Raw genomic sequence first — 20,065 nt, forward strand, 5'->3', positions numbered from 1 at the left:
GGACAATCCGGGCCGCTAATCATGCATCGAGCGACGGATGCGCGAAAACGGGGAACAGAATGCAAAGTGAAAGGATGAGCAGGCGGACGCGGCCTGTCGTGCCGGGCGGAACCCTGTTGGCGTCCAGCGGCGTTTTGGCTTAGCCTCTGCGTCCCGAAGTTGACTCTGTCTTGACGTCCCGATGAGCGATAGTGTGCAGGAACAGGCAGTGCTTGATATCGATGAGCTGCACACGACGCAGGCGCTGGACGAGCGCCCCGCGCGCGCGTCCGACCACGCGGCCGAGAACCGCGCGCTGGGCGCGCTGGCGCAGGAGCTGGCGCGCCGGCCCGACGCCGTGCCGCAGCGCCTGGCCGAGCTGCTGCGCGAGCTGTGCCGCGCCGGATCGGCCGGCATTGCCGTGGCCGCGCCGGACGGCGAGGCCTTCCAGGCGGCGCCTGCTGGTGGTGGACGACAACGGCGACGCCGCCGAGTCGCTGGCCCTGCTGCTGCATTCGGTCGGGGCCGAGGTGCGCACCGCCCTCGACGGCCCGGCCGGGCTGGCGCAGGCCGCCGAGTTCCGTCCCCACGCGCTGCTGCTCGACCTCGGCATGCCGGGCATGGACGGCTTCGAAGTGGCGCGCCGCCTGCGCCTCGATCCGGCCCAGGCCGGCCTCCTGATCGTGGCGCTGACCGGCTGGGGCCAGCAGGAAGACCGCCGCCGCACGCGCGCCGGCGGCTTCGACCATCACCTCACCAAGCCGGTGGACGTCGACGCGCTGCTCGATATCCTGGCCAGGGTCCCGGTTTCGTAGAGGGTGTGAAAAGAGGGCTATGGCAAGGCGCCGAGTCGAAGACAGTACACTCGTACGGCGAGACGAGGCAACGCAGCCATCGACGAATTTTTCACACCCTCGTAGGGTGGGCGGTCCTCCGCCCACGCGTTCAACCTGCGCATGCCCCGCCACGTCGCATCCGGGGCTCGAACGCGCCGATGGCCCGTCCACCGTACAGTGATGTAGTTCGACAGCAACAGCTGAACGACGTGGGCGGGCCGGGCCGTGCAGTGTCATAATGCGGGCATGGAAGGAGATCATCCGTGATTCGCTATATGGGCACCCGCAAGAACGACCAGGGCGCGGAACTGTACGTGTTCCTCGTCAACGGCATGCAGAAGGAAGTGCGTGAGCATGCGCTCAAGCAGCATCCTGGCTGCTATGACGCCTTGCCGGCGGCGGTCAAGGCCAGGATCGCGGCCAACCGCGCCTGGCTCTCCAAACTGTAAACATGCCGGCATACAGTCGGCCGGCCGCGCTCGCCCTGCTGGCGGCGGCATCCCTCCTGACAGCCCCGGCCGGCGCCATGCCGACCACCTTCGGCACCGTGATCGGCAACGCCCTGCTGTGCCGCAGCCATCTCGAGAACCGCTATTTCCACGACTACCTGACGACCTCCTTCGGCCCGGCCTACAAGCGCGAGGGCGGGGCCTACTGGTTCAGGCTCGAAGCCACGCTGTGGGGCGCCGAGGTCAAGGAAGTCATGGTCAGCGACGATACCAGCGAGCTGGTCTTCATCGCCGCCGTCCTCGAGGGCAAGCCCGAGGAGCTGGAAACCGCGATCCGCGGCAGCGCCGGCATCGCCTTCAAGCCGAAGGACGCCACCCCCTTTCCTTTGCGCGTATCGAACTCGGGCAGCACCATCGCTTACATGAATGACAAAAGCAAAATATACTGCGCGAAGTTCAAATCGATGCCGGTGCGCTGAGCAAGCTCTTCCTTGAAGAATGTATAACCACTATTTCCACCTGAAGGGTGCGCCGTTCTCGATCGCGCCCGACCCGCGCTACCTGTTCATGAGCGAGCGCCACCGCGAGGCGCTGGCGCACCTGCTGTACGGGATCGGCAGCGGCGGCGGCTTCGTGCTGCTGACCGGGGAAATCGGGGCCGGCAAGACCACCGTGTGCCGCTGCTTCATCGAGCAGATCCCGGACAATTGCCGGCTGGCCTATATCTTCAATCCGCGCCTGAGCGTCGAGGAATTGCTGCAGAGCGTGTGCGACGAGCTCGGCGTCGACGTGCCCGGGGCCGGCCTCAAGGCCCATGTCGATGCGATCAACCGCTATCTGCTGGAATCGCACGCGCAGGGCCTGAACAATGTGCTGGTCATCGACGAGGCCCAGAACCTGTCGGCCGAGGTGCTGGAACAATTGCGCCTGCTGACCAATCTCGAGACCAACGAGCGCAAGCTGCTGCAGATCATCCTGATCGGCCAGCCCGAGCTGCGCACCATGCTGGCGCGGCCGGAGCTGGAACAACTGGCCCAGCGCGTGATCGCACGCTACCACCTGGGGCCGCTGTCCGAGGGCGAAACCGGCGCCTACGTGGCGCACCGCCTCGCTGTGGCCGGAGCGGGCGGGCAGCCGTTTCCGCCCGCGCTGACGCCGGCGATCCACGCGCAGACCCACGGCGTGCCGCGCCGCATCAACCTGCTGTGCGACCGCGCGCTGCTCGGCGCCTATGTCGAGAACAGCCCGCAGGTGACGCGCCGCATCCTGAACAAGGCGGCCGAGGAAGTGTTCGCGGGCGAACCGGCGCCGCGCCGGCCGCTGCGGGCGCCGCTCGCCGTGGGCGGGGTGCTGGCGGCGGTGGCGCTGAGCGCCGCGGCCTGGCAGGCGCTGCCATCGCACCGGGCTGCGCCGCAGGCCGCCGCCGCGCCGGCGAAGACCCCGGCGCCGGCCGTGCGCCCCGCCGCGCCGTCGACGGTGCCGCCGGTGCAGGCGAATGAAGCCAATGCGCTGCGCGAACTGGCCGCCCTGTGGGGCCAACCGCTGGCCGGCGCCGATCCCTGCGAAGCGGCGCTGCGCGTCAACCTGCGCTGCCACCAGGGGCGCGGCGGCCTGTACGAGCTGCGCCTGCTGGACCGGCCGGCGGTGGTCACCCTGCACGACGGCCCGCGCACCGGTTACGCGATCCTGAGCGCGATGGACGCCGACAGCGTCACCCTGAGCGCCGGCGCGCGCCGCGAGCGCATCGACCTGGCCACCTTCGTTGCCCGCTTCGGCGGCGAGTTCACCACTTTCTGGCGCATGCCGCGCGGTTTTCGCGAGCAGCTGGCGGAAGGTGACCGCGGCCATGACGTCGACTGGCTGAACGCCCGCCTGGCCGAGATCAACAAGGCAGCCGCCCCCAAGGCGGACCGTCCGTTCGACGCCAATACCCGCGAATGGCTGCGCCGCTTCCAGGCCGCGCAAGACCTGAAGGCGGACGGCGTGGCCGGCCCGCGCACCTTCATGCGCCTGAACCAGCTCACCGGCGTGCCGGAGCCGCGCCTGCTGGCGGCCGCACAGGGAAAATAAAGCATGTCCTATATCCTCGACGCCCTCAAGAAGGCCCAGGCGGAGCGCCAGCTCGGCAACGCCCCGACCATCCACGCGCCGCCGCCGATGTATGCGCCGCCGCCGGCCGGAGCCAAGCGCACGAACGTGGCGATCGGCGCGGGCCTGGCCGTGGTCGGGCTGGCGGCGGCCGGCGTGTTCCTGCTGCGCCAGCCGGCGCCTGCGCCGGCGGTGCAGGTTGCCGCTGCGCCGGTGCTGGTTGCACCAGTTGCACCAGTTGCGCCGGCTGCGCCGGTCGCCGTGCCGCCGGCGCCGGTGGTGCAGGAAGCGCCGGCGCCCGAGCCGGTGAAGCCGAAGCCGGTCCCGGCCCAGCCGAAGCCGGCGCCGAAGTTGGCGACGCCGCGCCCTGCAGCGCCGCCGGTTGTCGAGGCGGCGCCGGAACCGGCGCGTCCGGTGCTGGTCGGGGCGGCGCCCAATGCGGACGATAACGTCGGCCCGCTCGCGGCGCTGCCGGACGCGGTGCAGCGCGACGTGCCGAAGGTCGCCTTCGGCGGCTACATCTATTCGCCGAACCCGGCTGAACGCCTGCTGCTGGTCGACAAGATGCTGCGCCGCGAAGGGGAAGAGGTCGCCCCGGGCCTGGTGCTGGAGCGCCTGCTGCCGAAGGCGGCGATCATGAACTACCGCGGCTATCGCTACCGTGTCGCGTACTGACCCTGGGCCGGTGCTCGGCGTGGTCGGCTGGTCCGGCAGCGGCAAGACCTCGCTGCTGGAAGGGCTGATTGGCCGCCTGGCAGGGCAGGGGCTGCGCGTGAACGTCGTCAAGCACAGCCACCACGACGTCGAACTCGAGCCGCCGCGCAAGGACAGCGCGCGCCTGCGCATGGCCGGCGCCGCCGAGGTGATGCTGGCCTCGCCCTACCGGGTCGCCATCCTGCGCGAACTGCGCGGCGCGGACGAACCGTCGCTCGCCGAGCACCTGGCGCGGCTGGCGCCGGCCGACCTGACCCTGGTCGAGGGCTATAAATGGGAGCGCCTGCCGAAACTGGAAGTGTTCCGGCCCAGCCTGGGCCGGCCGGCGCTGTATCCGGACGATCCGGACGTCGTCGCCGTGGCGTCGGATGCGCCGCGGCCGGGCGGTACGGAGGCTGTGGCCTGGCTCGACCTGAATGACCTGGATCATGTGCTGGGCTGGCTGCATGAATGGATGTGCAGGAAAAGCTAAAGTTCCTCGCAATGCTGCCGTAACCGGGGGATACGCCTTAATGGGAGAGTCACATGGACGTGTCCAGCATCGCCAAGCTGTCCACCAGCATCGCCGAAACCGGCCAGCGCCAGGAAGTCAACCTGGCCGTTCTGAAGAAGGCCCAGCAGATTCAGGAGTCGACCGCGACCCAGCTGCTCGCGGCGCTGCCGCAGCCGAATTTGCCGGCGCATTTGGGGAACAAGATCAATACGACGGCTTGATCAGGCGTTATTGGTAGCTTTGCAAAATTGGGTTCCCGCCTGCGCGGGAACGACGTGCTACTGGTGCGTGTCGAGATACGTTTCTTAGTTGTTCGCCTAAAAACCGTCGGACGCGCCACTGGCGCCTACGACTTCCCGCGAAAGGCGGGAACCCAAGTTTCGCACCGCAGCCACTAACTCATCACCCACCTTGCATCTTTCCCCCACCTGATAAATACTGGCGACCTCACCCCACGCCACCGGAGCACCGCATGACCCACCGCCACGCCCTGATCGCCGCCGCCCTCGCCAGCGTGTGCGCCGCCCAGGCCACCGCCCAGGACCAGATGGGCGCGCCGAAAGCCGACCAGGAAGCCTGCTACGGCGTCGCCAAGGCCGGCCAGAACGATTGCGGCACCGCGACCCACGGCTGCGCCGGCGTCGCCGCGGTCGACAAGGACCCGAACGAATGGAAATTCGTCGCCAAGGGCACCTGCACCAAGATCGGCGGCTCGCTCGAGCCCGGCAAGGCTGCCAAACCTGGCCAGTCCGAACCGAAGAAGTAAGCCATGCTCGCCGCCGGCGTGGGATTGCGCACGCCGCATTACCGCGCCTTTCTCGAGGAACGCCCCGAGGTCGGCTTCCTCGAAGTCCATAGCGAAAACTATATCGCCCGCGCAGGCTGGGACTGGCACGTCCTGACGACCCTGCGCCGCGACTATCCCCTCAGCCTGCACGGCGTCGGGCTCGGCCTGGGCTCGGCGCACGGCTTTCCGGACGCCCACCTGGCGCGCCTGCGGGCGCTGGTGGATGCCGTCGATCCCTTTCTCATCTCCGAACACCTGAGCTGGGGCGCGCTGGCCGACCGCCAACTGAACGACCTGCTACCTCTCGAGCTGAACGCGGCGATGCTGGACCTGCTGTGCGAGCGGGTAGGGCGGGTGCAGGACGTGCTGCAACGGCGCCTGCTGGTCGAGAACGTTTCGACCTATGTGCGCTTCCGCGCCGACACCATGAGCGAGGCCGAGTTCCTGGCGGAACTAACGCGCCGCACCGGCTGCGCCATCCTGCTCGATGTAAACAATCTCTACGTCAACCAACACAACCACGGCGAAGATGCGCTGGCGGCGATCGCGGCCTTGCCGGCCGGCAGCGTCGGCGAAATCCACCTGGCCGGCCACCTGGTGACGCCGCTGGCGCTGGTCGACCACCATGGCGCGGCGGTCGCCGAGCCGGTGTGGGACTTGTACCGGGCGGCCTTGCAGCGCTTCGGCCGGGTGCCGACGCTGGTCGAATGGGATGCCGACCTGCCGCCGCTCGACGTGCTGCTGGCCGAGACGGCGCGGGCGGACGCCATCGCTGCCGCGTATACGGCGCCGGTTCCCCTCGAGGTGCAGTCGGTGCCGGTAACGACTGCCGCGCCGGGCCCGGCCCCGGGCGCGATCCAGCAACGCTTCGGCGAAGCCTTGTTCGACCGCCGCCTCGACGGCGAACTGGCGCCTCGGCTCCATGGCGACGGCGCGGCGCGCATGGCGCTCTACCGCGGCAATCTGCACGCCGGCTGGGAGCGCGCGCTGTCGGACGCCTATCCGGTGATCCGGCAACTGCTGGGAGAGGAATTCTTCGCCGGCCTGGCCCGGGCCTACGGCGCGGCGTTTCCATCCCGGGATCCGGACCTCGCCGCCTTCGGCGCGCAACTGGCGGATTTCCTCGAAGGTTTCGCCCCGGCGGCGCCGTATCCTTATCTGCCGGACATGGCGCGGCTGGAGTGGGCGGTGCACCGGGCGCAGCTGGCGCCGGACGTGGCGCCCGCCGGTATCGAGATGCTGGCCGCGCTGACGCCCGAGCAACTGGACGCCGCGGCCTTGGCCCTGCACCCGGCCGTCGCGATCCTGCCCAGCCGCTGGTCGACGGCCGCGCTATGGCAGGCCCACCAGCCGGGCGGCCCGGCGCTGCCGGCGGATGTGAACGTTCCATGCACGGCGCTGGTGACGCGGGCGCGCTGGCAGGCAGAGGTCGTGGAAATCGATGCCGTCGAGGCGACGGTGCTGGAACGGCTGGCAAGCGGCGCCAGCTTCGGCGAGGCGCTCGACGCGGGTCTCGAACGCTGCGGGAGCGAGGGCGGAAACGCGTCGGCGCCGGATATCGGCGCCATGCTGCAGCGCTGGTGCAGACTCGGCGTGATCGCCGAAGACGGCGCCGGCTGAACCGCTCAGGGTTTTAACAGATCAGTGGAAGGCGCGCAGGATGCGCTGCTCGCCGGTATGGTCGCGGAAGCGCTCGTTGGCGGCGCGGGTGGCGGCCATCATGCGTTCCAGCTGGGCGTCTTCGAAACGCGCCAGTTCCTCGTTGGCCGCTTCCAGGGCCAGCGCCAGCTTGGCGCGGGCGTTCTGGTAGAGCGCGCTGGAGTAGTGGTCGGTATTCTTGAGCAGCTCTTCCGCGTTCTCGATGACGAGACGCAGGTCGCCGATCAGTTGTTCCTGCGACTGAGCGCGGGGTGCGGGGGTTTCCATTGCTTCACCTTTAGCCGAATGTTTGCTGAATCATCACGACTTAAAATATAAACAAGGAAGCCCGGTTCTGTTTGTTAGCGCGCAAACATAAGACCACCGCTTTTTTGCAGATCCGGCGGTCAATCCGGCCCTTACTGGACCGTGATCTGGACGTCGCCGATGGTGACGACCTGGCCGGTGCGAATCTTGGCGGTCTTGCGCAGTTCCTGCTTGCCGTCGACCGACACCGCGCCGCTGGCGACCACGTTCTTGCCGGCGCCGCCGCTGTCGACCAGGCCGACCAGCTTCAGCAGCTGGTTGACCTCGACGAATTCTGATGTCAAATCGAACACTATTTTTTGCATGCTATCCTCGGGGTAAGTAAAGACGGCGCCGCTTCCTGACGCCGCCTGGTAGTGCGCGCTTACTCGACCTGGTCCGGCCGGGTCATGTCGATCGGGACGATCCACTGGTCAAACTGCTGCTCGTCCAGGAAACCGGACTGCAGCGCCGCCTGGCGCAAGGTCAGGCCTTCCTTCGACGCGGTCTTGGCGATCTGCGCGGCGCGATCATACCCGATGTGCGGCGCCAGTGCGGTCACCAGCATCAGCGATTTTTCCATCAGCTCGGCGATACGCGCGTGGTTCGGCTCGATGCCCTGGGCGCAATGTTCGTCGAACGAGCGCATGCCGTCCGCCAGCAGGCGGGCGCTCTGCAGGAAGTTGTGCGCGATCATCGGCTTGAACACGTTCAGCTCGAAATTGCCTTGCGAGCCGCCGACCGTGATCGCGACGTCGTTGCCGAACACCTGGCAGCACAGCATGGTCAGCGCCTCGCACTGGGTCGGATTGACCTTGCCCGGCATGATCGAGCTGCCCGGCTCGTTCTCGGGAATCGTGATCTCGCCCAGGCCCGAGCGCGGGCCGGACGCCATCCAGCGCACGTCGTTGGCGATCTTCATCAGCGCCGTGGCCAGGGTCTTGAAAGCGCCGTGGGCTTGCACCATGGCGTCGTGGCCGGCCAGGGCCATGAACTTGTTCGGTGCGTTCTTGAAGGCCAGGCCGGTGCGCGAGCCCAGTTCGGCCGCGATGCGCGGGGCGAATTCCGGGTGCGCGTTCAGGCCGGTGCCGACCGCGGTGCCGCCGGCCGCCAGGGCCAGCAGGCCGGGCAGGGTGGCGCGGATCGCGCTTTCGGAAAATTCCAGCTGGGCCACGTAGCCCGAGAATTCCTGGCCGAGCGTGAGCGGGGTGGCGTCCTGCAGGTGGGTGCGGCCGATCTTGACGATGTCCTCGAACTCGCGCGACTTGCGCAGCAGGGTGCCGCGCAGCTGGGCCAGGGCCGGCAGCAGGTTCTGGGCGACGGCGGCCGCCGCGGCCACGTGCATGGCGGTGGGGAAGATGTCGTTCGACGATTGCCCCATGTTCACGTGGTCGTTCGGGTGCAGCTGGCGCGCCTCGCCGCGCTCGCCGCCCATCAGCTCGGAGCCGCGGTTGGCCAGCACCTCGTTCATGTTCATATTGCTCTGGGTGCCGGAGCCGGTCTGCCACACGGCCAGCGGGAACTCGGTCGGATGCTTGCCTTCCAGGACTTCATCGGCAGCGCGGATGATGGCGTCGGCTTTATCTTTCGGCAGCTTGCCGAGCGAGCGGTTGACGGCCGCGGCGGCGCGCTTGACCTGGGCCAGCGCCGCCACCAGCTCGGGCGCCATGCGCTCGGTCGAGATGTGGAAATGGTGGAGCGAACGCTGGGTCTGGGCGCCCCACAGCTGGCTCGCCGGAACCTCGATCGGGCCGAAACTGTCCTTTTCAATCCTGTTTTCCATGATGTCCTGTGCGATAGAGAGCTGGGAATGCTAAAGAGTTTATCCCATTGTCCGTTAATGACGCTTGGGCTTCCTTTTCCGCATCTCCGCACCTTCCTATGGCTTGCCGCCTCCCACTGTTATTGATTAGCGCGCTGCTGGCCGGCGCCTCCCACGCGGCCGAGCTCGGCGAACCCCGGGTGACTTCCTATATCGGCCAACCGCTGGTGGCCGACGTCGAGCTGCTGATGCTGGAAGACGGCGCCAAGCCGGTGGCGGTGCGCCTGGCGCATCCGGACGTCTACCGCGGCGCCAATATCGGCATGCCGCCGGTGCTGTCGACTTTGACCATGTCCGTGATGCGGCGCGATGGGCGCCAGTTCCTGCATGTGACCTCGCTCAAGCCGGTCGACACGCCGCACCTGCACCTGTATCTCGAGCTGGCCGACGGCAGTCAGCGCAACGTGCGCCTGGCAACCCTGTGGCTGTCGCCGGATCCGAATCCGGCGCCGCCGCCTCCGCCGCCCGCACCGGCGCCGGTTCCCGCTCCCGTGCCCGCGCCGGTGGTGGCGGCGCCGCCCGTCCAGGCGGTGAAGCCGAAGGTGGCCGCCGTCGTCGCGCGCCCGAAACCCCCGGCGCCGAAACCCGCGGCGCCGCCGCCCGAACCCAAGCCGGCGCCGAAGGTGGAAGCGCTGAAGGTGGAAGAACCGAAGCACGTGGCCGAGGCGCCCGCGGCCTGCGCGCCGCAGCCGCTGCCGGATACCAATGCCTGCATGATGCTGGGCGCCAAGAACACCCTGTTGCGCGAGCAGCTGGGCCAGCTCGAAGACAAGGTCAAGGTGCTGCAGGTGGCGATGGGCGCGTCCGCCTCTTCCGTCATGCCGCCGGTGAAACCCTACAAGGCGAAGAAAAAGAAGGCCGAGCCGTTGCCGCCCGAAGCGGAAACGCCGTGGGGCCTGATCGGTGGCGGGGTCGCCGCCGTGCTGGCGCTGCTGGGCGCCCTGCTCGTGCTGCGCCGCCGCAAGGGCAAGGCCACGGTGCGTCACACCGAGCCGAAGGTCGGCCTGCTGGCGCGCTTGAAGACCCGTTTCCAGCGCAAACCGAAGCCGCAGAAAGTGGCCGAGCCGACCCTGGAAGAGGGCGAGCACGACACGTCTACACAAGCTTGAGAATTGCGCTATACTGGGTTCGTGCTCGCGAGAGTACAGACGGCACGGCGACCTGGCGCAGCCACCACCGATAGCGTGGCGCGGAACCCAGGTAACGTTGAAGAAACGCCCGTGTCCGGAAGCCGTCCGCCCGCCAACCGAGGCAGCGGACGCCGGCAGCAACCGGCAGGAGACGACACCAGGAGATACCTGGCCGTCGTTCTCTCCCCCCCCCATTCCGTGGCCGAGCCCCTGCGCTCGGCCGCATCTCGGAAGCGCCTGCGGGCGCTTTTTGTTTTTTTCCGGCGCCGGCGGCAAGGCCCCTGGACCTCGCCGCCCGCCCCCGGACAGGCTACAATCGCCCACCGGCATTTCCGGGCGTACTATGAAAAATTGGATCAATCGTTTGTTGAGCAGTGCGGACAGCCAGGCTGACGCACCCCAGGGCGCCGCCGCAGCGCCGGATACGCCGGCCGACCCGGCGGCGAGCGGCGCCGCCATCGACGCCCTCTATTATGGCTGGCTCGCCGGCCCCGCCACCTTCGACGCGCCGCCGGAGACCGAGCGCCAGATCCTCGACGCGGTGCGCCAGCTGGCGCAGAACCCGTCGCTCGCCGCCGAGCTGGTGCCGCGCATCCCGGAACTGATCCCGCAACTGCTGCGCAGCCTGCGTGACGAGAACGTCACCACCGGCGAGCTGGCCACCCAGGTGGCGCAGGACCTGGTGCTGGTGGCCGAGGTGCTGCGCGAGGCGAACAGCGCCTATTACCGGCCGATGACGCCCATCAAGACCCTGGATGCCGCCATCATGCTGCTCGGCCAGAACGGCCTGCGCATGCTGCTGGCGCGGGTCGCCTTCCGTCCCGTCATCCGCATGCACGAGACCGGCTTCGCGCGGCGGGCGGCGCCGCTGGTCTGGAACCATTCCGAAAAATGCGCGGTCGCGGCCAGCCTGATGGCGCCGGGGGTAACGGCCGATATCTTCGAAGCCTGCCTGGGCGGGCTGATGCAGGACGTCGGGCTGATCGTGGCGTTCCGGCTCGCGGACCGGGTCTGTCCGAACGGCAAGGTGCCGGCCTCGCGCGACTTCGGCGTCGAGCTGCTGGCGCGCAGCCGGGTGCTGTCGGAAGCGATCGCGCGGCACTGGGAGTTTCCGGACAATGTAGCGGAGGCGATTGCGCGGGCAGGGGAGGCGGATGGGGCGCCCCTCGCGCAGGCGCTGGCGCAGGGGGACCGGATCGCCAAGCTGCGCTTACTGATCGATGCGGGGAAGGTGGAAGAGGACGATGCGCTGGTGATGGAGGGATTGAATGGCTTCCAGCGCCGTTGCCTCGGCAAGCTGAGCAGCCTGGAGTAGGGTGGGCGGTCCTCCGCCCACGCGTTCAAATCACGGTGAAATCATCGTGTGAGGCGTTCTTGCGATAACTATCACCGCGTGGACGGGGGCCGCCCACCCTATAAAAGCAAAGGGCGCCAGCGGCGCCCTTGGTCGGATAACTTATTTGATCAGTGCGCGCACAGTGCGCGATCCACTTGCCCCATCCACGGCTCGGTCACGTCGCGAATCGCACGGTCATTCGCCATCAGCTGCTTGATCAGGTCGATCTTGCGCTGGCGCTTGGCGCCATCCAGCGCCGGGACGCCGCCGATCGCCGCGCCGGCAGCCACGCTCGCCTGCACGTTCAGCTTGTCGAAACTGTTCCAGTTGCCAGTCTCGGCAGCAACCTTCATCTGGCCGCTGAGGCCGGCGAGGTGTTCATACATCGAGAGGACGTCGTTCGAGGTCATGTTGCTGCCTTGGCAAGTTTCACCAGCGGATTGCCGGTTGTCTTCCCTTTTACGGACGCGGTTTCCGGAACTTTAGGGTTGCGAGCAATTTTTTTTGAAATTTTTTCGACCGGACAGGAATCTTGCCAGTCTTGCATGGTCAACTGAGCGGCTCTGGTCCAGAATGCTTTCCGCCAATCCCCGGATTCAGCAGTCTGGCCGCGTTTTCCGCAGTCTGTCGCAATCCCGGCGCGGACCCCAGGCGGCATCGATAGAGTGCGTGCTGGGTCGTTGCGCCGTCGAGCGCCGCGCCACGAACAAAACACCAAGAATAGCTTTGCGAGAGAGAGAATGATGAGAGACATGCCAGTCGCACGCGCCGCGGCCGCGGCCGCGTTTGCGCTGACCGCCGTCACCGCCCAGGCCGAAGCGCCGTATGCCTTCGCCGCTACCCCGGGCAAGTTGCCGAAAGACGTGGTCCCTCTGCAGTACTCCGCCCACATCATGCCCGACGTGGCCGGCAACAGCTTCCGCGGCACCCAGACCGTCGAGATCGAGGTCCTCAAGACCACATCAAGCATCATGCTCAACGCCGACAACCTGGACATCGATTCCGCCAGCCTGAGCGGCAAAGAGATCGGCAAGCTCCCCCTTGAGCCCATCCTCGACAAGGCCCGGCAAACCCTGCGCTTCGAGCTGGCCCGGCCGCTGGCGCCCGGTAAGTACGCGCTCGACCTGGCCTTCAGCGGCCAGATCAACCGTGAGGCGCGCGGCCTGTTCTACGTGAACTACAAGGCCGCCGGTACCGATAAAAAATTGATCGCGACCACCATGGCGCCGACCGACGCCCGCCGCATGCTGCCGAGCTGGGACGAGCCGTCCTTCCGCGCCCGCTTCAAGCTGACGGTCGACGTGCCGGACAATTTCACCGCCTACTCGACCACCCCGATCGAAAAGCAGGAGCCGCTGGGCAAGGGCATGCAGCGCGTCACCTTCGGCAACACGCCGAAGATGCCGAGCTACCTGGTGGTGCTGGTGGCGGGCGAGATGGAACGGATCACCGCGAAACAGGACGGCGTCGAGATCGGCGTCGTCACTACCGAAGGCAAGGGCGCCTCAGCAACCTTCCCGCTGCAGGCATCGCGCGACCTGCTGCGCTACTACAACCATTACTTCGGCATCCCGTATCCGCTGCCCAAGCTGGACCAGATCGCCATCCCCGGCGGTTTCAATGGCGCCATGGAAAACTGGGGCGCCGTCGTCTATAACGAGCCGACCCTGCTGTACGACCCGAAGAAGAGTCCGGAGCGGGTCAAGAAATTCACCTTTAACATCAATGCCCACGAGCTGGCCCACCAGTGGTTCGGCAATCTGGTGACCATGGCCTGGTGGGACAATCTCTGGCTCAACGAGGGCTTCGCCTCCTGGATGGCGGCCAAAGCGACCCAGCACTTCCATCCGGAATGGCGTCCTTTGCTGGACGACATCGCCGAGCGCGAATACGTGATGAACCTGGACGCGCGCAAGACCACGCACCCGATCCAGACTCCGATCGATACCGAAGAGCAGGCCGCCGCCGCCTTCGACGCCATCACCTATTCGAAGGGCCAGGCTTTCCTGCGCATGCTCGAGGCCTACCTCGGCGAGGACAATTTCCGCAAGGGTATTCGCGCCTACATGGCCAAGCACCAGTATTCGAATACGACGTCCGCCGACCTGTGGGCGGCGCTGGAAAAAGCGTCCGGCAAGCCGGTCGAGAAGCTGGCCTCGGACTGGACCACCCAGCCGGGCTTCCCCCTGATTAAGGTGGAGGAGGCTTGCGAGGACGGCAAGCGCAAGATCACACTGTCGCAGGAACAATATCGCCTCGATGAGCCGCCGGCCGAGAAACGCTTGTGGAACGTGCCGCTGCAGATCGGCACCGTCAACGGCAAGGCCTGGACCACCTTGCTGTCCAACGCCTCGACCACGATCACCCAGGCCAGTTGCGAAGGCGCCCTGGTAATCGATCCGTATAGCGTCGGCTATTTCCGCGTGTATTACGACCCGGCCAGCTTCCACGCCCTGGCCGAACAGGCGCCGCACCTGCCCGACAGCACCCGCCTGCGCCTGCTGGCCGACAGCTGGAGCCTGGTGCTGGCCGGCCGCATGCAACTGGACGGCTACCTCGACCTGGCGCGCAGGTACGGCAACGAGCCGCGCCCGGCCGTGTGGGAAGCGCTGCTGTCGCACCTGCGCACCGTCAGCACCCTGATGCGCGGCGAGCCGGAGCAGGCCATGATCCGGCGCTTCTTCATCGACCTGGCGCGGCCGAAACTCGCCACCCTCGGCTGGGACGAGAAGCCCGGCGAGAGCAGCGAGGATGCGCAATTGCGTGGGATGCTGGCGACTTCGCTGGCGCGCGCGGGCGACCCGGAAGCCATCGCCCAGGGCAAGGCCCGCTTCGCGCGCTACCTGGACAATCCGTCTTCGGTGCCGCCGTCGATGATCGACTTCGTCACCCTGACCGCCGGCCGCTATGCCGACGCCGCCACCTATGACGCCCTGGCCGCGCGCGCCGCTGCCGCCTCCAACAGCGAGGAGCGCAACCGCTTCGGGCGCGCGCTGACCAGCGCCGAAGACCCGAAGCTGGCCGCGCGCACGCTGCAGATGTTGCTATCGCCGCAGACCCCGCCCGACCTGATTCCCTACATCATCGGCGGGGTGTCGAGCGAACACCTGGACCAGACCTGGACCTTCGCCGTCGCCAACCGCGACGCGCTGCTGAACAATATGGAATCGCTCGGCCGCAATGCGCTGTTCGCCAGCATCGTGGCGGGCTCGGCCAATCCGGTGCATGCCGACATGGTCGAAAACTACATGCGCAAGAACTTCGGCCCGGACGGCGTTGTCGAAGCCGAGCGCGCCGCAAATGGCGTGCGCATCCGTGCCGCCCAGAAGGCGCGCCTGCTGCCGCAGGTAAGAGCCGCGCTGCAATAACAATACAGTCGTACTTTACCCAAGAGAAAAGGAAGCTATGAACACCAGCTGGACTCCGATCAAGACCGCCGTTGCGCTGGCGCTGTGCGGCGCCGCCTTCGCTTTCGCTCCCGTCCACGCCGGGGGGCAAGCCGCCACGGCGCCCGCCAGGACGGCCGGCGCCACCGTGCTGCCAGGCGACGATTTCTATACCTGGGCCAATGGCGAATGGATGGCCAGGACCGAGATCCCGGCCGACCGCGGCGCCTGGGGCGCGATGTACGCGCTGGCCGACGAAACCAATGCCCGCATCGTCAAGCTGATCGAGGAAGCCTCGGCCAGCAAATCCGCCAATGCCGAAGCGCGCAAGGTGGCCGATTTCTACAACGCCTACATGAACGAGGCGGGCATCGAGGCGGCCGGCCTTACCGCCCTGAAGCCGCGCCTGGCGAAGATCGAGGCGATCAAGGACCGCGCCGCTCTGTCGCGCGTGCTGGGCGAATTCCTGCGCGCCGACGTCGACCCGCTGAACGCCACCAATTTCAATACCCCGAACCTGTTCGGCGTGTGGATCAACCAGGGGCTGACCGACCCGTCGCGCAACGTGCCCTACATCCTGCAGGGCGGCATCGGCCTGCCGGACCGCGCCTATTACCTGGACAACAGCCCGAAGATGGCCGAGCTGCGCAGCAAGTACCAGGCCTATATCGCCGATGTGCTGAAGCAGGCCGGCTACCAGGATGCCGAGGCGCGCGCCCTCAAGATCTTCGCGCTCGAATCGGAACTGGCCCAGAGCCACGCCAGCCGCGAGGAATCCGCCGACATCCAGAAGGCGAACAATCCCTGGACCATGAAGGACTTCGCCGCCAAGGCCCCGGGCATGGACTGGAAAGCCTTCATGCAGGGCGCACATCTGGAAGGCCAGGACCGCTTTATCGCCTACCACCCGGGCGCCATCGCGGGTGCGGCGCGCCAGGTGGCCGCGACCGACCTGTCGACCTGGAAGGATTACCTCGCTTTCCACAGCCTGAACCAGTTCGCCAGCACCTTGCCGAAGGCCTACAACGACCTGCGCTTCGAGTTCTTCGGCAAGACCCTGACCGGCAGCCCGCAGCAATCGGTGCGCTGGAAGCGCGCCCTGTCCGCCACCAATGGCGCGATGGAAGAGGCGGTCGGCAAGATGTACGTCGCCAAGTACTTCCCGGCCCAGGACAAGCAGCGCATCCTGAAGATGGTCGCCGACATCAAGACCGCCTTCGAGCGCCGCATCGACAAGCTCGAGTGGATGGCGCCGTCGACCCGCACCCAGGCCAAGGAAAAAGTGCGCACCATGTACGTGGGCGTGGGCTATCCGGACGAGTGGAAGTCCTACGGCGGCCTGCAGGTGTCGCCGAAGGATGCGCTGGGCAACGTGATCCGCGCCCAGGAATTCCACTACATGCAGGAACTGGCCAAGCTCAAGCAGAAGCCGAAGAAGACCGACTGGGCCATGCCGCCGCAGCTGGTGAATGCCGTCAACCTGCCGCTGCAGAACGCGCTGAACTTCCCGGCCGCCATCCTGCAGGCGCCGTTCTATGACCCGAAAGCATCCGACGCCCAGAACTACGGCGCGCTCGGTTCGGTGATCGGCCACGAGATCAGCCACAGCTTCGACGACATGGGCGCCCAGTTCGACGCCCAGGGCCGCCTGCGCGACTGGTGGACCAAGGAAGACCTGGCCCACTTCAAGACCGCGTCGCAGAAGCTGGTCGAGCAGTACAACACCTACAAACCGTTCGACGACCTGGCGATCAACGGCCAATTGACCCTGAGCGAAAACCTGTCCGACCTGGCCGGCCTGGCTGCCGCCTACGACGCGCTCAAGGCTTCGCCGAACGGCAAGACGATGGAGGCAGACCGCGAATTCTTCACCGGCTTCGCCCGCAGCTGGCGCACCAAGGCCCGGGAAGCCTCGCTGCGCCGCGCGGTGCTCACTGACGGGCATGCGCCGGGGCAATGGCGGACCTACACGGTGCGCAATCTGGATGCGTGGTACAAGGCGTTCGATGTGAAGCCGGGGCAGCAGTTGTATCTGGCGCCGGAGCAGCGGGTGCGCGTTTGGTGAGAGGTTAGGATGGATGCACGGAGGCCGGCCTGCGCCTCCTTGCACCCGCTCCCTCAGCACGTCGTTCCGGCGCAGGCCGGAACCCAATTTCTCGTCAATCCGTCGAAACGCCTGGATTAGCTGGTACGCACGCAAAATTGGATCCCGGCCGGGATCCAATTTCTCGTCGATCCGTCGAGAAGCATACGTTAGTTGCTACGCACGCAAACTTGGGCCCCGGCCTTCGCCGGGGCGACGTGCTGCCGCAGGAGGCCAAAGGTTGCGGTACGATTCGTCACGCCGTATCACAACCGACTCACGATGACCCCCGACGACATCTCCCGCCGCACCCTGGCCCACTACAACCTCACCGCCGACGCCTTCTTCGCCGGCACCATCGACCACGACGTCCGCCAGAACATCGAGGCCCTGCTCGGCGCCATCGAGGCCCCGGCGCCCTGGACTATCCTCGACCTCGGCTGCGGCCCCGGCCGCGACCTGAAAACCTTCACCGCCCTCGGCCACACCGCCATCGGCCTCGACGGCAGCGAGCGCTTCGCCGAGATGGCGCGCGCCTACAGCGGCTGCGACGTCTGGCAACAGGACTTCCTGCACCTCGATCTGCCGGATAGCAAATTCGACGGCATCTACGCCAACGCCTCGCTATTCCACATCCCCAGCGCCGAGCTCCCCGGCGTACTGGAAAAACTGAACAAGACATTGAAACCAGGCGGCGTCCTGTTCAGCTCGAATCCACGCGGGAACAACCAGGAAGGCTGGAACGGCCCGCGCTACGGCAGCTACCACGACCTCGACTCCTGGACACGCTACCTGACGGCCGCCGGCTTTGCGCCCATCCACCATTACTACCGCTCAGCTGGCCTGCCGCGCGACCAGCAGCCCTGGCTGGCCAGCGTCTGGCGCAAGCCGGTGTGTTAAGTGGCGCACAGAACGAAGTGCCGATGGGGCCTAAGGTGGGACTTCAATCCACTGACAGACGAGGTACCGTGATGAACGACGACCAAATCAAAGGCAAGGCCAAGGACATCGGCGGCAAGATCCAGGAAAAGGTCGGCGAAGCCGTGGGCAACCGCCAGACCCAGCGCGAAGGCCAATCCAAGCAAGTCGAAGGCAAGGTGCAGGAAAAGGCCGGCGACGTAAAGGACATCTTCAAGGGCAACAACTAAGTTTCCTTACCCCAGCAACAAGCCGCGCACTGCGCGGCTTTTTCTTTACCGACTACAACGTCGGGGGCAGGTCTGACATTCGGACACAAGCTCAGCTGTTATTAGTCGCGCCCGTGTCCGTTTGTCAGACCCCGGTGTTGATTTTGGGCTTCACTGCGCTGGCTTGTCGCCCAGCACGTCTTCGATGTAGAGCATCTTGACGATCACGGCCAGGGCAGCGGCCAGCGGCGTCGCCAGGGCCACGCCGGCGAAGCCGAACAGGGTGCCGAAGATCAGTTGCATGACGATCACCAGCGCCGGCGGCAGGTCGACCGCCTTGGCTTCGATCATCGGCTGCAGCACATAGCCTTCCACCATTTGCACACCGAGGAAGAGCAGGGCGGTGTACAGCGCCAGGTCCGGACTGATCGACAGCGCCAGCAGCACTGCCGGGATGCCGGCCATGATCGGCCCCAGGTAGGGGATGAAATCGAGCAGGCCGGCGATGATGCCCAGGATCAGGGCCAGCGGCACGTCCAGCATCATCAGGCCGGCCGTGGTGGCGACGCCGACGATCAGCATCGACGCCGCCTTGCCGAGAAGCCAGCTGGCCAGCGTCTTGCCGAGTTCCTGCTGCACTTCCTTCGCCCGCGGCCGCTTCGTCATCGGCACCAGGCGCAGCGCGCCTTGCGTGTAGAGCGACGGGGAGGTCGCGAAATAGATGCCGACGAACAGGATGATCACGACATTGCCGAGCGCGCCGATCACGCCGCCGAAGAACAGGCCGGCATTCGGCACCATATTGCCCATCTGCTTGACGATCTGCTCCGGCGGCGGCAGTTCGTCCACCACGCGTTTCAAGAGCGGATGCTGCTGGACTTCGCCCTGCAGGCGCTTGACGGCAGCCGGGATTTCCTCCGCCAGCTTGGTCGACTGCTCGGAAATCTGCGGCGCCATCGCCCAGCCGCCGATGCCGATGATCGCGGTCAGCGCCACGACCACGATGGTCAGCGCGATCTTGCGGTTCATATGGAACCGGCGCGCCATGATCTCGCTCAGCTTGTAGAGCAGGATGGCCATCAGGATGCAGGCGAACACCAGCAGCAGCGCATCGGCTGCCAGCACGACCGCGGCGGCAATGGCGATGAACAGGATGGCGATGCCGCTGATGACCGTGGTGCGCTTGGCGACACGGCGCTGGGTCGCCGGCGGGTCGACAGGATGATGGCCTTGGTCTGGATGTTCTTTTTCGTGCATGGCTAACCTCATCGAATACATCGTTGCGTTGACAAAAGATTAGCACCCACAGCGTCTCGACGTCGCGCAAATCGTAACATTTGTGCAATGTTAGGACGCGAACAGAAGAGATTAACCGCTAGTCGTAATCTGTACCCATGCATGGCCATCCGGACATGTGAATTCAAGGAGAAGACCATGATTAACGAAAATCAAGTTAAAGGTAAACTGAAAGAAATCGGTGGCAAGATCCAAGAAGAATTCGGTGACGCGATCGACAGCTCGACCCAGGAAGCCAAAGGCAAGGCGACCAAAGTCGAAGGCCAGGCCCAGAAGAAGGTGGGCGATGCGCAGCAACAAGTGGAAGAAAAGCTGGACGACGTTACCCGCCGCCCGCACTGATCCGCTTTTAAGCGTAGACAACAGCTGCCTCGGGGCAGCTGTTGTCGTTGACGGGATGTGCATCCAAACTTGGATTCGACGAGCGGTGACGAAAAAAAAGGCTGTGTTCGCATTAATTATGTATTTGCAGCCGCCTTCACTGAACTTGTCGTACCGCAGCACATAGCCACTGCGCTGGTGTACGCAACACTTGCGCATCCAGTAATCGCTGCCACCCGGAATAGTTCGCCAGGTAGCGGCTGGCCACGCCCTT

Annotated in this window: 23 protein-coding genes; 16 read left to right on the forward strand and 7 right to left on the reverse strand. The window is 66.3% G+C overall.

The genetic code is table 11. From position 1 onward, the window contains the following. Window positions 1-139: 139 nt before the first annotated feature. Window positions 140-457, reverse strand: coding sequence for a hypothetical protein (locus LQ564_RS15320; RefSeq protein ID WP_231058958.1), 318 nt, complete (start codon window positions 455-457; stop codon window positions 140-142). Between LQ564_RS15320 and LQ564_RS15325 the strand changes: the two genes are divergently transcribed. The 9 genes from LQ564_RS15325 (at window position 444) to bufB (ending at window position 6,966) form a co-directional block, all read left to right on the forward strand. Continuing rightward, window positions 444-794, forward strand: a complete 351-nt coding sequence (locus LQ564_RS15325) for a response regulator (protein ID WP_231058959.1) — start codon at window positions 444-446, stop codon at window positions 792-794. The two genes, LQ564_RS15320 and LQ564_RS15325, sit on opposite strands and share 14 nt — an antisense overlap. 284 nt (window positions 795-1,078) lie before the next feature. Next, on the forward strand, window positions 1,079-1,264 hold the full coding sequence (locus LQ564_RS15330) for a hypothetical protein (protein WP_231058960.1): 186 nt from the start codon (window positions 1,079-1,081) through the stop codon (window positions 1,262-1,264). 2 nt (window positions 1,265-1,266) lie between these two features. Beyond that, window positions 1,267-1,743, forward strand: a complete 477-nt coding sequence (locus LQ564_RS15335; RefSeq protein WP_231058961.1) for a hypothetical protein — start codon at window positions 1,267-1,269, stop codon at window positions 1,741-1,743. Between the two features lie 19 nt (window positions 1,744-1,762). Next, complete coding sequence (locus LQ564_RS15340) at window positions 1,763-3,334, forward strand: ExeA family protein (protein WP_231058962.1); 1,572 nt, start codon at window positions 1,763-1,765, stop codon at window positions 3,332-3,334. A 3-nt stretch (window positions 3,335-3,337) separates the two neighbouring features. Beyond that, window positions 3,338-4,027: a general secretion pathway protein GspB gene (locus LQ564_RS25845; protein WP_269143549.1), complete on the forward strand. Its 690-nt coding sequence runs from the start codon at window positions 3,338-3,340 to the stop codon at window positions 4,025-4,027. Then, complete coding sequence (gene mobB, locus LQ564_RS15350; protein WP_231058963.1) at window positions 4,014-4,538, forward strand: molybdopterin-guanine dinucleotide biosynthesis protein B; 525 nt, start codon at window positions 4,014-4,016, stop codon at window positions 4,536-4,538. The genes LQ564_RS25845 and mobB overlap by 14 nt, the downstream gene beginning before the upstream one ends. A 53-nt stretch (window positions 4,539-4,591) precedes the next feature. Beyond that, a complete protein-coding gene (locus tag LQ564_RS15355) occupies window positions 4,592-4,780 on the forward strand; it encodes a YjfB family protein (RefSeq protein ID WP_231058964.1) in 189 nt (62 codons plus the stop codon). Between the two features lie 251 nt (window positions 4,781-5,031). Further along, window positions 5,032-5,325 carry a BufA1 family periplasmic bufferin-type metallophore gene (locus tag LQ564_RS15360; RefSeq protein ID WP_231058965.1) on the forward strand — a complete coding sequence of 98 codons (294 nt, stop codon included), beginning with the start codon at window positions 5,032-5,034 and terminating at the stop codon, window positions 5,323-5,325. Between the two features lie 3 nt (window positions 5,326-5,328). Further along, window positions 5,329-6,966, forward strand: a complete 1,638-nt coding sequence (bufB, locus tag LQ564_RS15365) for an MNIO family bufferin maturase (RefSeq protein ID WP_231058966.1) — start codon at window positions 5,329-5,331, stop codon at window positions 6,964-6,966. A 21-nt stretch (window positions 6,967-6,987) separates the two neighbouring features. Here the strand turns inward: bufB and LQ564_RS15370 are convergent, their stop codons facing one another. From LQ564_RS15370 to fumC, 3 genes are all read right to left on the reverse strand, one after another. After that, window positions 6,988-7,272, reverse strand: a complete 285-nt coding sequence (locus tag LQ564_RS15370; RefSeq protein WP_231058967.1) for a DUF883 family protein — start codon at window positions 7,270-7,272, stop codon at window positions 6,988-6,990. A gap of 131 nt (window positions 7,273-7,403) precedes the next feature. Next, window positions 7,404-7,616, reverse strand: coding sequence for an RNA-binding S4 domain-containing protein (locus LQ564_RS15375; protein WP_231058968.1), 213 nt, complete (start codon window positions 7,614-7,616; stop codon window positions 7,404-7,406). Window positions 7,617-7,675: 59 nt separating this feature from the next. Beyond that, window positions 7,676-9,073, reverse strand: a complete 1,398-nt coding sequence (gene fumC, locus LQ564_RS15380) for a class II fumarate hydratase (protein ID WP_231058969.1) — start codon at window positions 9,071-9,073, stop codon at window positions 7,676-7,678. Between the two features lie 98 nt (window positions 9,074-9,171). On the opposite strand from fumC, the gene LQ564_RS15385 reads away from it, so the two are divergent. Next, window positions 9,172-10,221: a type IV pilus assembly protein FimV gene (locus LQ564_RS15385; protein ID WP_231058970.1), complete on the forward strand. Its 1,050-nt coding sequence runs from the start codon at window positions 9,172-9,174 to the stop codon at window positions 10,219-10,221. A gap of 388 nt (window positions 10,222-10,609) precedes the next feature. Then, a complete protein-coding gene (locus tag LQ564_RS15390) occupies window positions 10,610-11,557 on the forward strand; it encodes an HDOD domain-containing protein (RefSeq protein ID WP_231058971.1) in 948 nt (315 codons plus the stop codon). Window positions 11,558-11,706: 149 nt separating this feature from the next. Here the strand turns inward: LQ564_RS15390 and LQ564_RS15395 are convergent, their stop codons facing one another. Together LQ564_RS15395 and LQ564_RS15400 are read right to left on the reverse strand one after the other, a co-directional pair. Beyond that, complete coding sequence (locus LQ564_RS15395) at window positions 11,707-11,988, reverse strand: flagellar protein FliT (protein ID WP_231058972.1); 282 nt, start codon at window positions 11,986-11,988, stop codon at window positions 11,707-11,709. Further along, the gene (locus tag LQ564_RS15400; protein WP_231058973.1) at window positions 11,985-12,125 is read right to left on the reverse strand and encodes a hypothetical protein; all 141 of its coding nucleotides are present in this window, start codon (window positions 12,123-12,125) and stop codon (window positions 11,985-11,987) included. The genes LQ564_RS15395 and LQ564_RS15400 overlap by 4 nt, the downstream gene beginning before the upstream one ends. Before the next feature lie 205 nt (window positions 12,126-12,330). Here LQ564_RS15400 and LQ564_RS15405 point away from each other — a divergent pair, with 205 nt between their 5' ends. The 4 genes from LQ564_RS15405 to LQ564_RS15420 all read left to right on the forward strand — a co-directional run bounded on the left by LQ564_RS15405 (window position 12,331) and on the right by LQ564_RS15420 (window position 18,195). Further along, window positions 12,331-14,946, forward strand: coding sequence for a M1 family metallopeptidase (locus LQ564_RS15405; RefSeq protein ID WP_231058974.1), 2,616 nt, complete (start codon window positions 12,331-12,333; stop codon window positions 14,944-14,946). 37 nt (window positions 14,947-14,983) lie between these two features. Continuing rightward, window positions 14,984-17,029 (forward strand): M13 family metallopeptidase, encoded by a 2,046-nt coding sequence (locus LQ564_RS15410; protein ID WP_231058975.1) that lies wholly within the window; start codon window positions 14,984-14,986, stop codon window positions 17,027-17,029. Window positions 17,030-17,329: 300 nt separating this feature from the next. Continuing rightward, a complete protein-coding gene (locus tag LQ564_RS15415) occupies window positions 17,330-17,947 on the forward strand; it encodes a class I SAM-dependent methyltransferase (RefSeq protein WP_231058976.1) in 618 nt (205 codons plus the stop codon). 71 nt (window positions 17,948-18,018) lie between these two features. Continuing rightward, window positions 18,019-18,195, forward strand: coding sequence for a CsbD family protein (locus tag LQ564_RS15420; protein ID WP_231058977.1), 177 nt, complete (start codon window positions 18,019-18,021; stop codon window positions 18,193-18,195). Window positions 18,196-18,345: 150 nt separating this feature from the next. Here the strand turns inward: LQ564_RS15420 and LQ564_RS15425 are convergent, their stop codons facing one another. Beyond that, window positions 18,346-19,431: an AI-2E family transporter gene (locus tag LQ564_RS15425; protein WP_231058978.1), complete on the reverse strand. Its 1,086-nt coding sequence runs from the start codon at window positions 19,429-19,431 to the stop codon at window positions 18,346-18,348. A gap of 177 nt (window positions 19,432-19,608) precedes the next feature. Between LQ564_RS15425 and LQ564_RS15430 the strand changes: the two genes are divergently transcribed. Next, window positions 19,609-19,812, forward strand: coding sequence for a CsbD family protein (locus tag LQ564_RS15430; protein ID WP_269143550.1), 204 nt, complete (start codon window positions 19,609-19,611; stop codon window positions 19,810-19,812). The last annotated feature ends 253 nt before the right edge of the window (window positions 19,813-20,065 follow it).

Origin of the sequence: Massilia phyllostachyos (genome assembly GCF_021044825.1) — a bacterium.
Taxonomy (GTDB): domain Bacteria; phylum Pseudomonadota; class Gammaproteobacteria; order Burkholderiales; family Burkholderiaceae_D; genus Telluria; species Telluria phyllostachyos.

Excerpts from the sequence above, each read along its gene's own strand:
- LQ564_RS15355 (WP_231058964.1), top strand. The coding sequence starts at position 4,592 with ATGGACGTGTCCAGCATCGCCAAGCTGTCCACCAGCATCGCCGAAACC.
- LQ564_RS15395 (WP_231058972.1), bottom strand. The coding sequence starts at position 11,988 with ATGACCTCGAACGACGTCCTCTCGATGTATGAACACCTCGCCGGCCTC.
- LQ564_RS25845 (WP_269143549.1), top strand. The coding sequence starts at position 3,338 with ATGTCCTATATCCTCGACGCCCTCAAGAAGGCCCAGGCGGAGCGCCAG.
- LQ564_RS15420 (WP_231058977.1), top strand. The coding sequence starts at position 18,019 with ATGAACGACGACCAAATCAAAGGCAAGGCCAAGGACATCGGCGGCAAG.
- LQ564_RS15385 (WP_231058970.1), top strand. The coding sequence starts at position 9,172 with ATGGCTTGCCGCCTCCCACTGTTATTGATTAGCGCGCTGCTGGCCGGC.
- LQ564_RS15430 (WP_269143550.1), top strand. The coding sequence starts at position 19,609 with ATGATTAACGAAAATCAAGTTAAAGGTAAACTGAAAGAAATCGGTGGC.
- LQ564_RS15410 (WP_231058975.1), top strand. The coding sequence starts at position 14,984 with ATGAACACCAGCTGGACTCCGATCAAGACCGCCGTTGCGCTGGCGCTG.
- fumC (WP_231058969.1), bottom strand. The coding sequence starts at position 9,073 with ATGGAAAACAGGATTGAAAAGGACAGTTTCGGCCCGATCGAGGTTCCG.
- LQ564_RS15425 (WP_231058978.1), bottom strand. The coding sequence starts at position 19,431 with ATGCACGAAAAAGAACATCCAGACCAAGGCCATCATCCTGTCGACCCG.
- LQ564_RS15375 (WP_231058968.1), bottom strand. The coding sequence starts at position 7,616 with ATGCAAAAAATAGTGTTCGATTTGACATCAGAATTCGTCGAGGTCAAC.
- LQ564_RS15340 (WP_231058962.1), top strand. The coding sequence starts at position 1,763 with ATGTATAACCACTATTTCCACCTGAAGGGTGCGCCGTTCTCGATCGCG.
- LQ564_RS15370 (WP_231058967.1), bottom strand. The coding sequence starts at position 7,272 with ATGGAAACCCCCGCACCCCGCGCTCAGTCGCAGGAACAACTGATCGGC.
- LQ564_RS15360 (WP_231058965.1), top strand. The coding sequence starts at position 5,032 with ATGACCCACCGCCACGCCCTGATCGCCGCCGCCCTCGCCAGCGTGTGC.
- LQ564_RS15415 (WP_231058976.1), top strand. The coding sequence starts at position 17,330 with ATGACCCCCGACGACATCTCCCGCCGCACCCTGGCCCACTACAACCTC.
- LQ564_RS15405 (WP_231058974.1), top strand. The coding sequence starts at position 12,331 with ATGCCAGTCGCACGCGCCGCGGCCGCGGCCGCGTTTGCGCTGACCGCC.
- LQ564_RS15400 (WP_231058973.1), bottom strand. The coding sequence starts at position 12,125 with ATGCAAGACTGGCAAGATTCCTGTCCGGTCGAAAAAATTTCAAAAAAA.
- bufB (WP_231058966.1), top strand. The coding sequence starts at position 5,329 with ATGCTCGCCGCCGGCGTGGGATTGCGCACGCCGCATTACCGCGCCTTT.
- LQ564_RS15335 (WP_231058961.1), top strand. The coding sequence starts at position 1,267 with ATGCCGGCATACAGTCGGCCGGCCGCGCTCGCCCTGCTGGCGGCGGCA.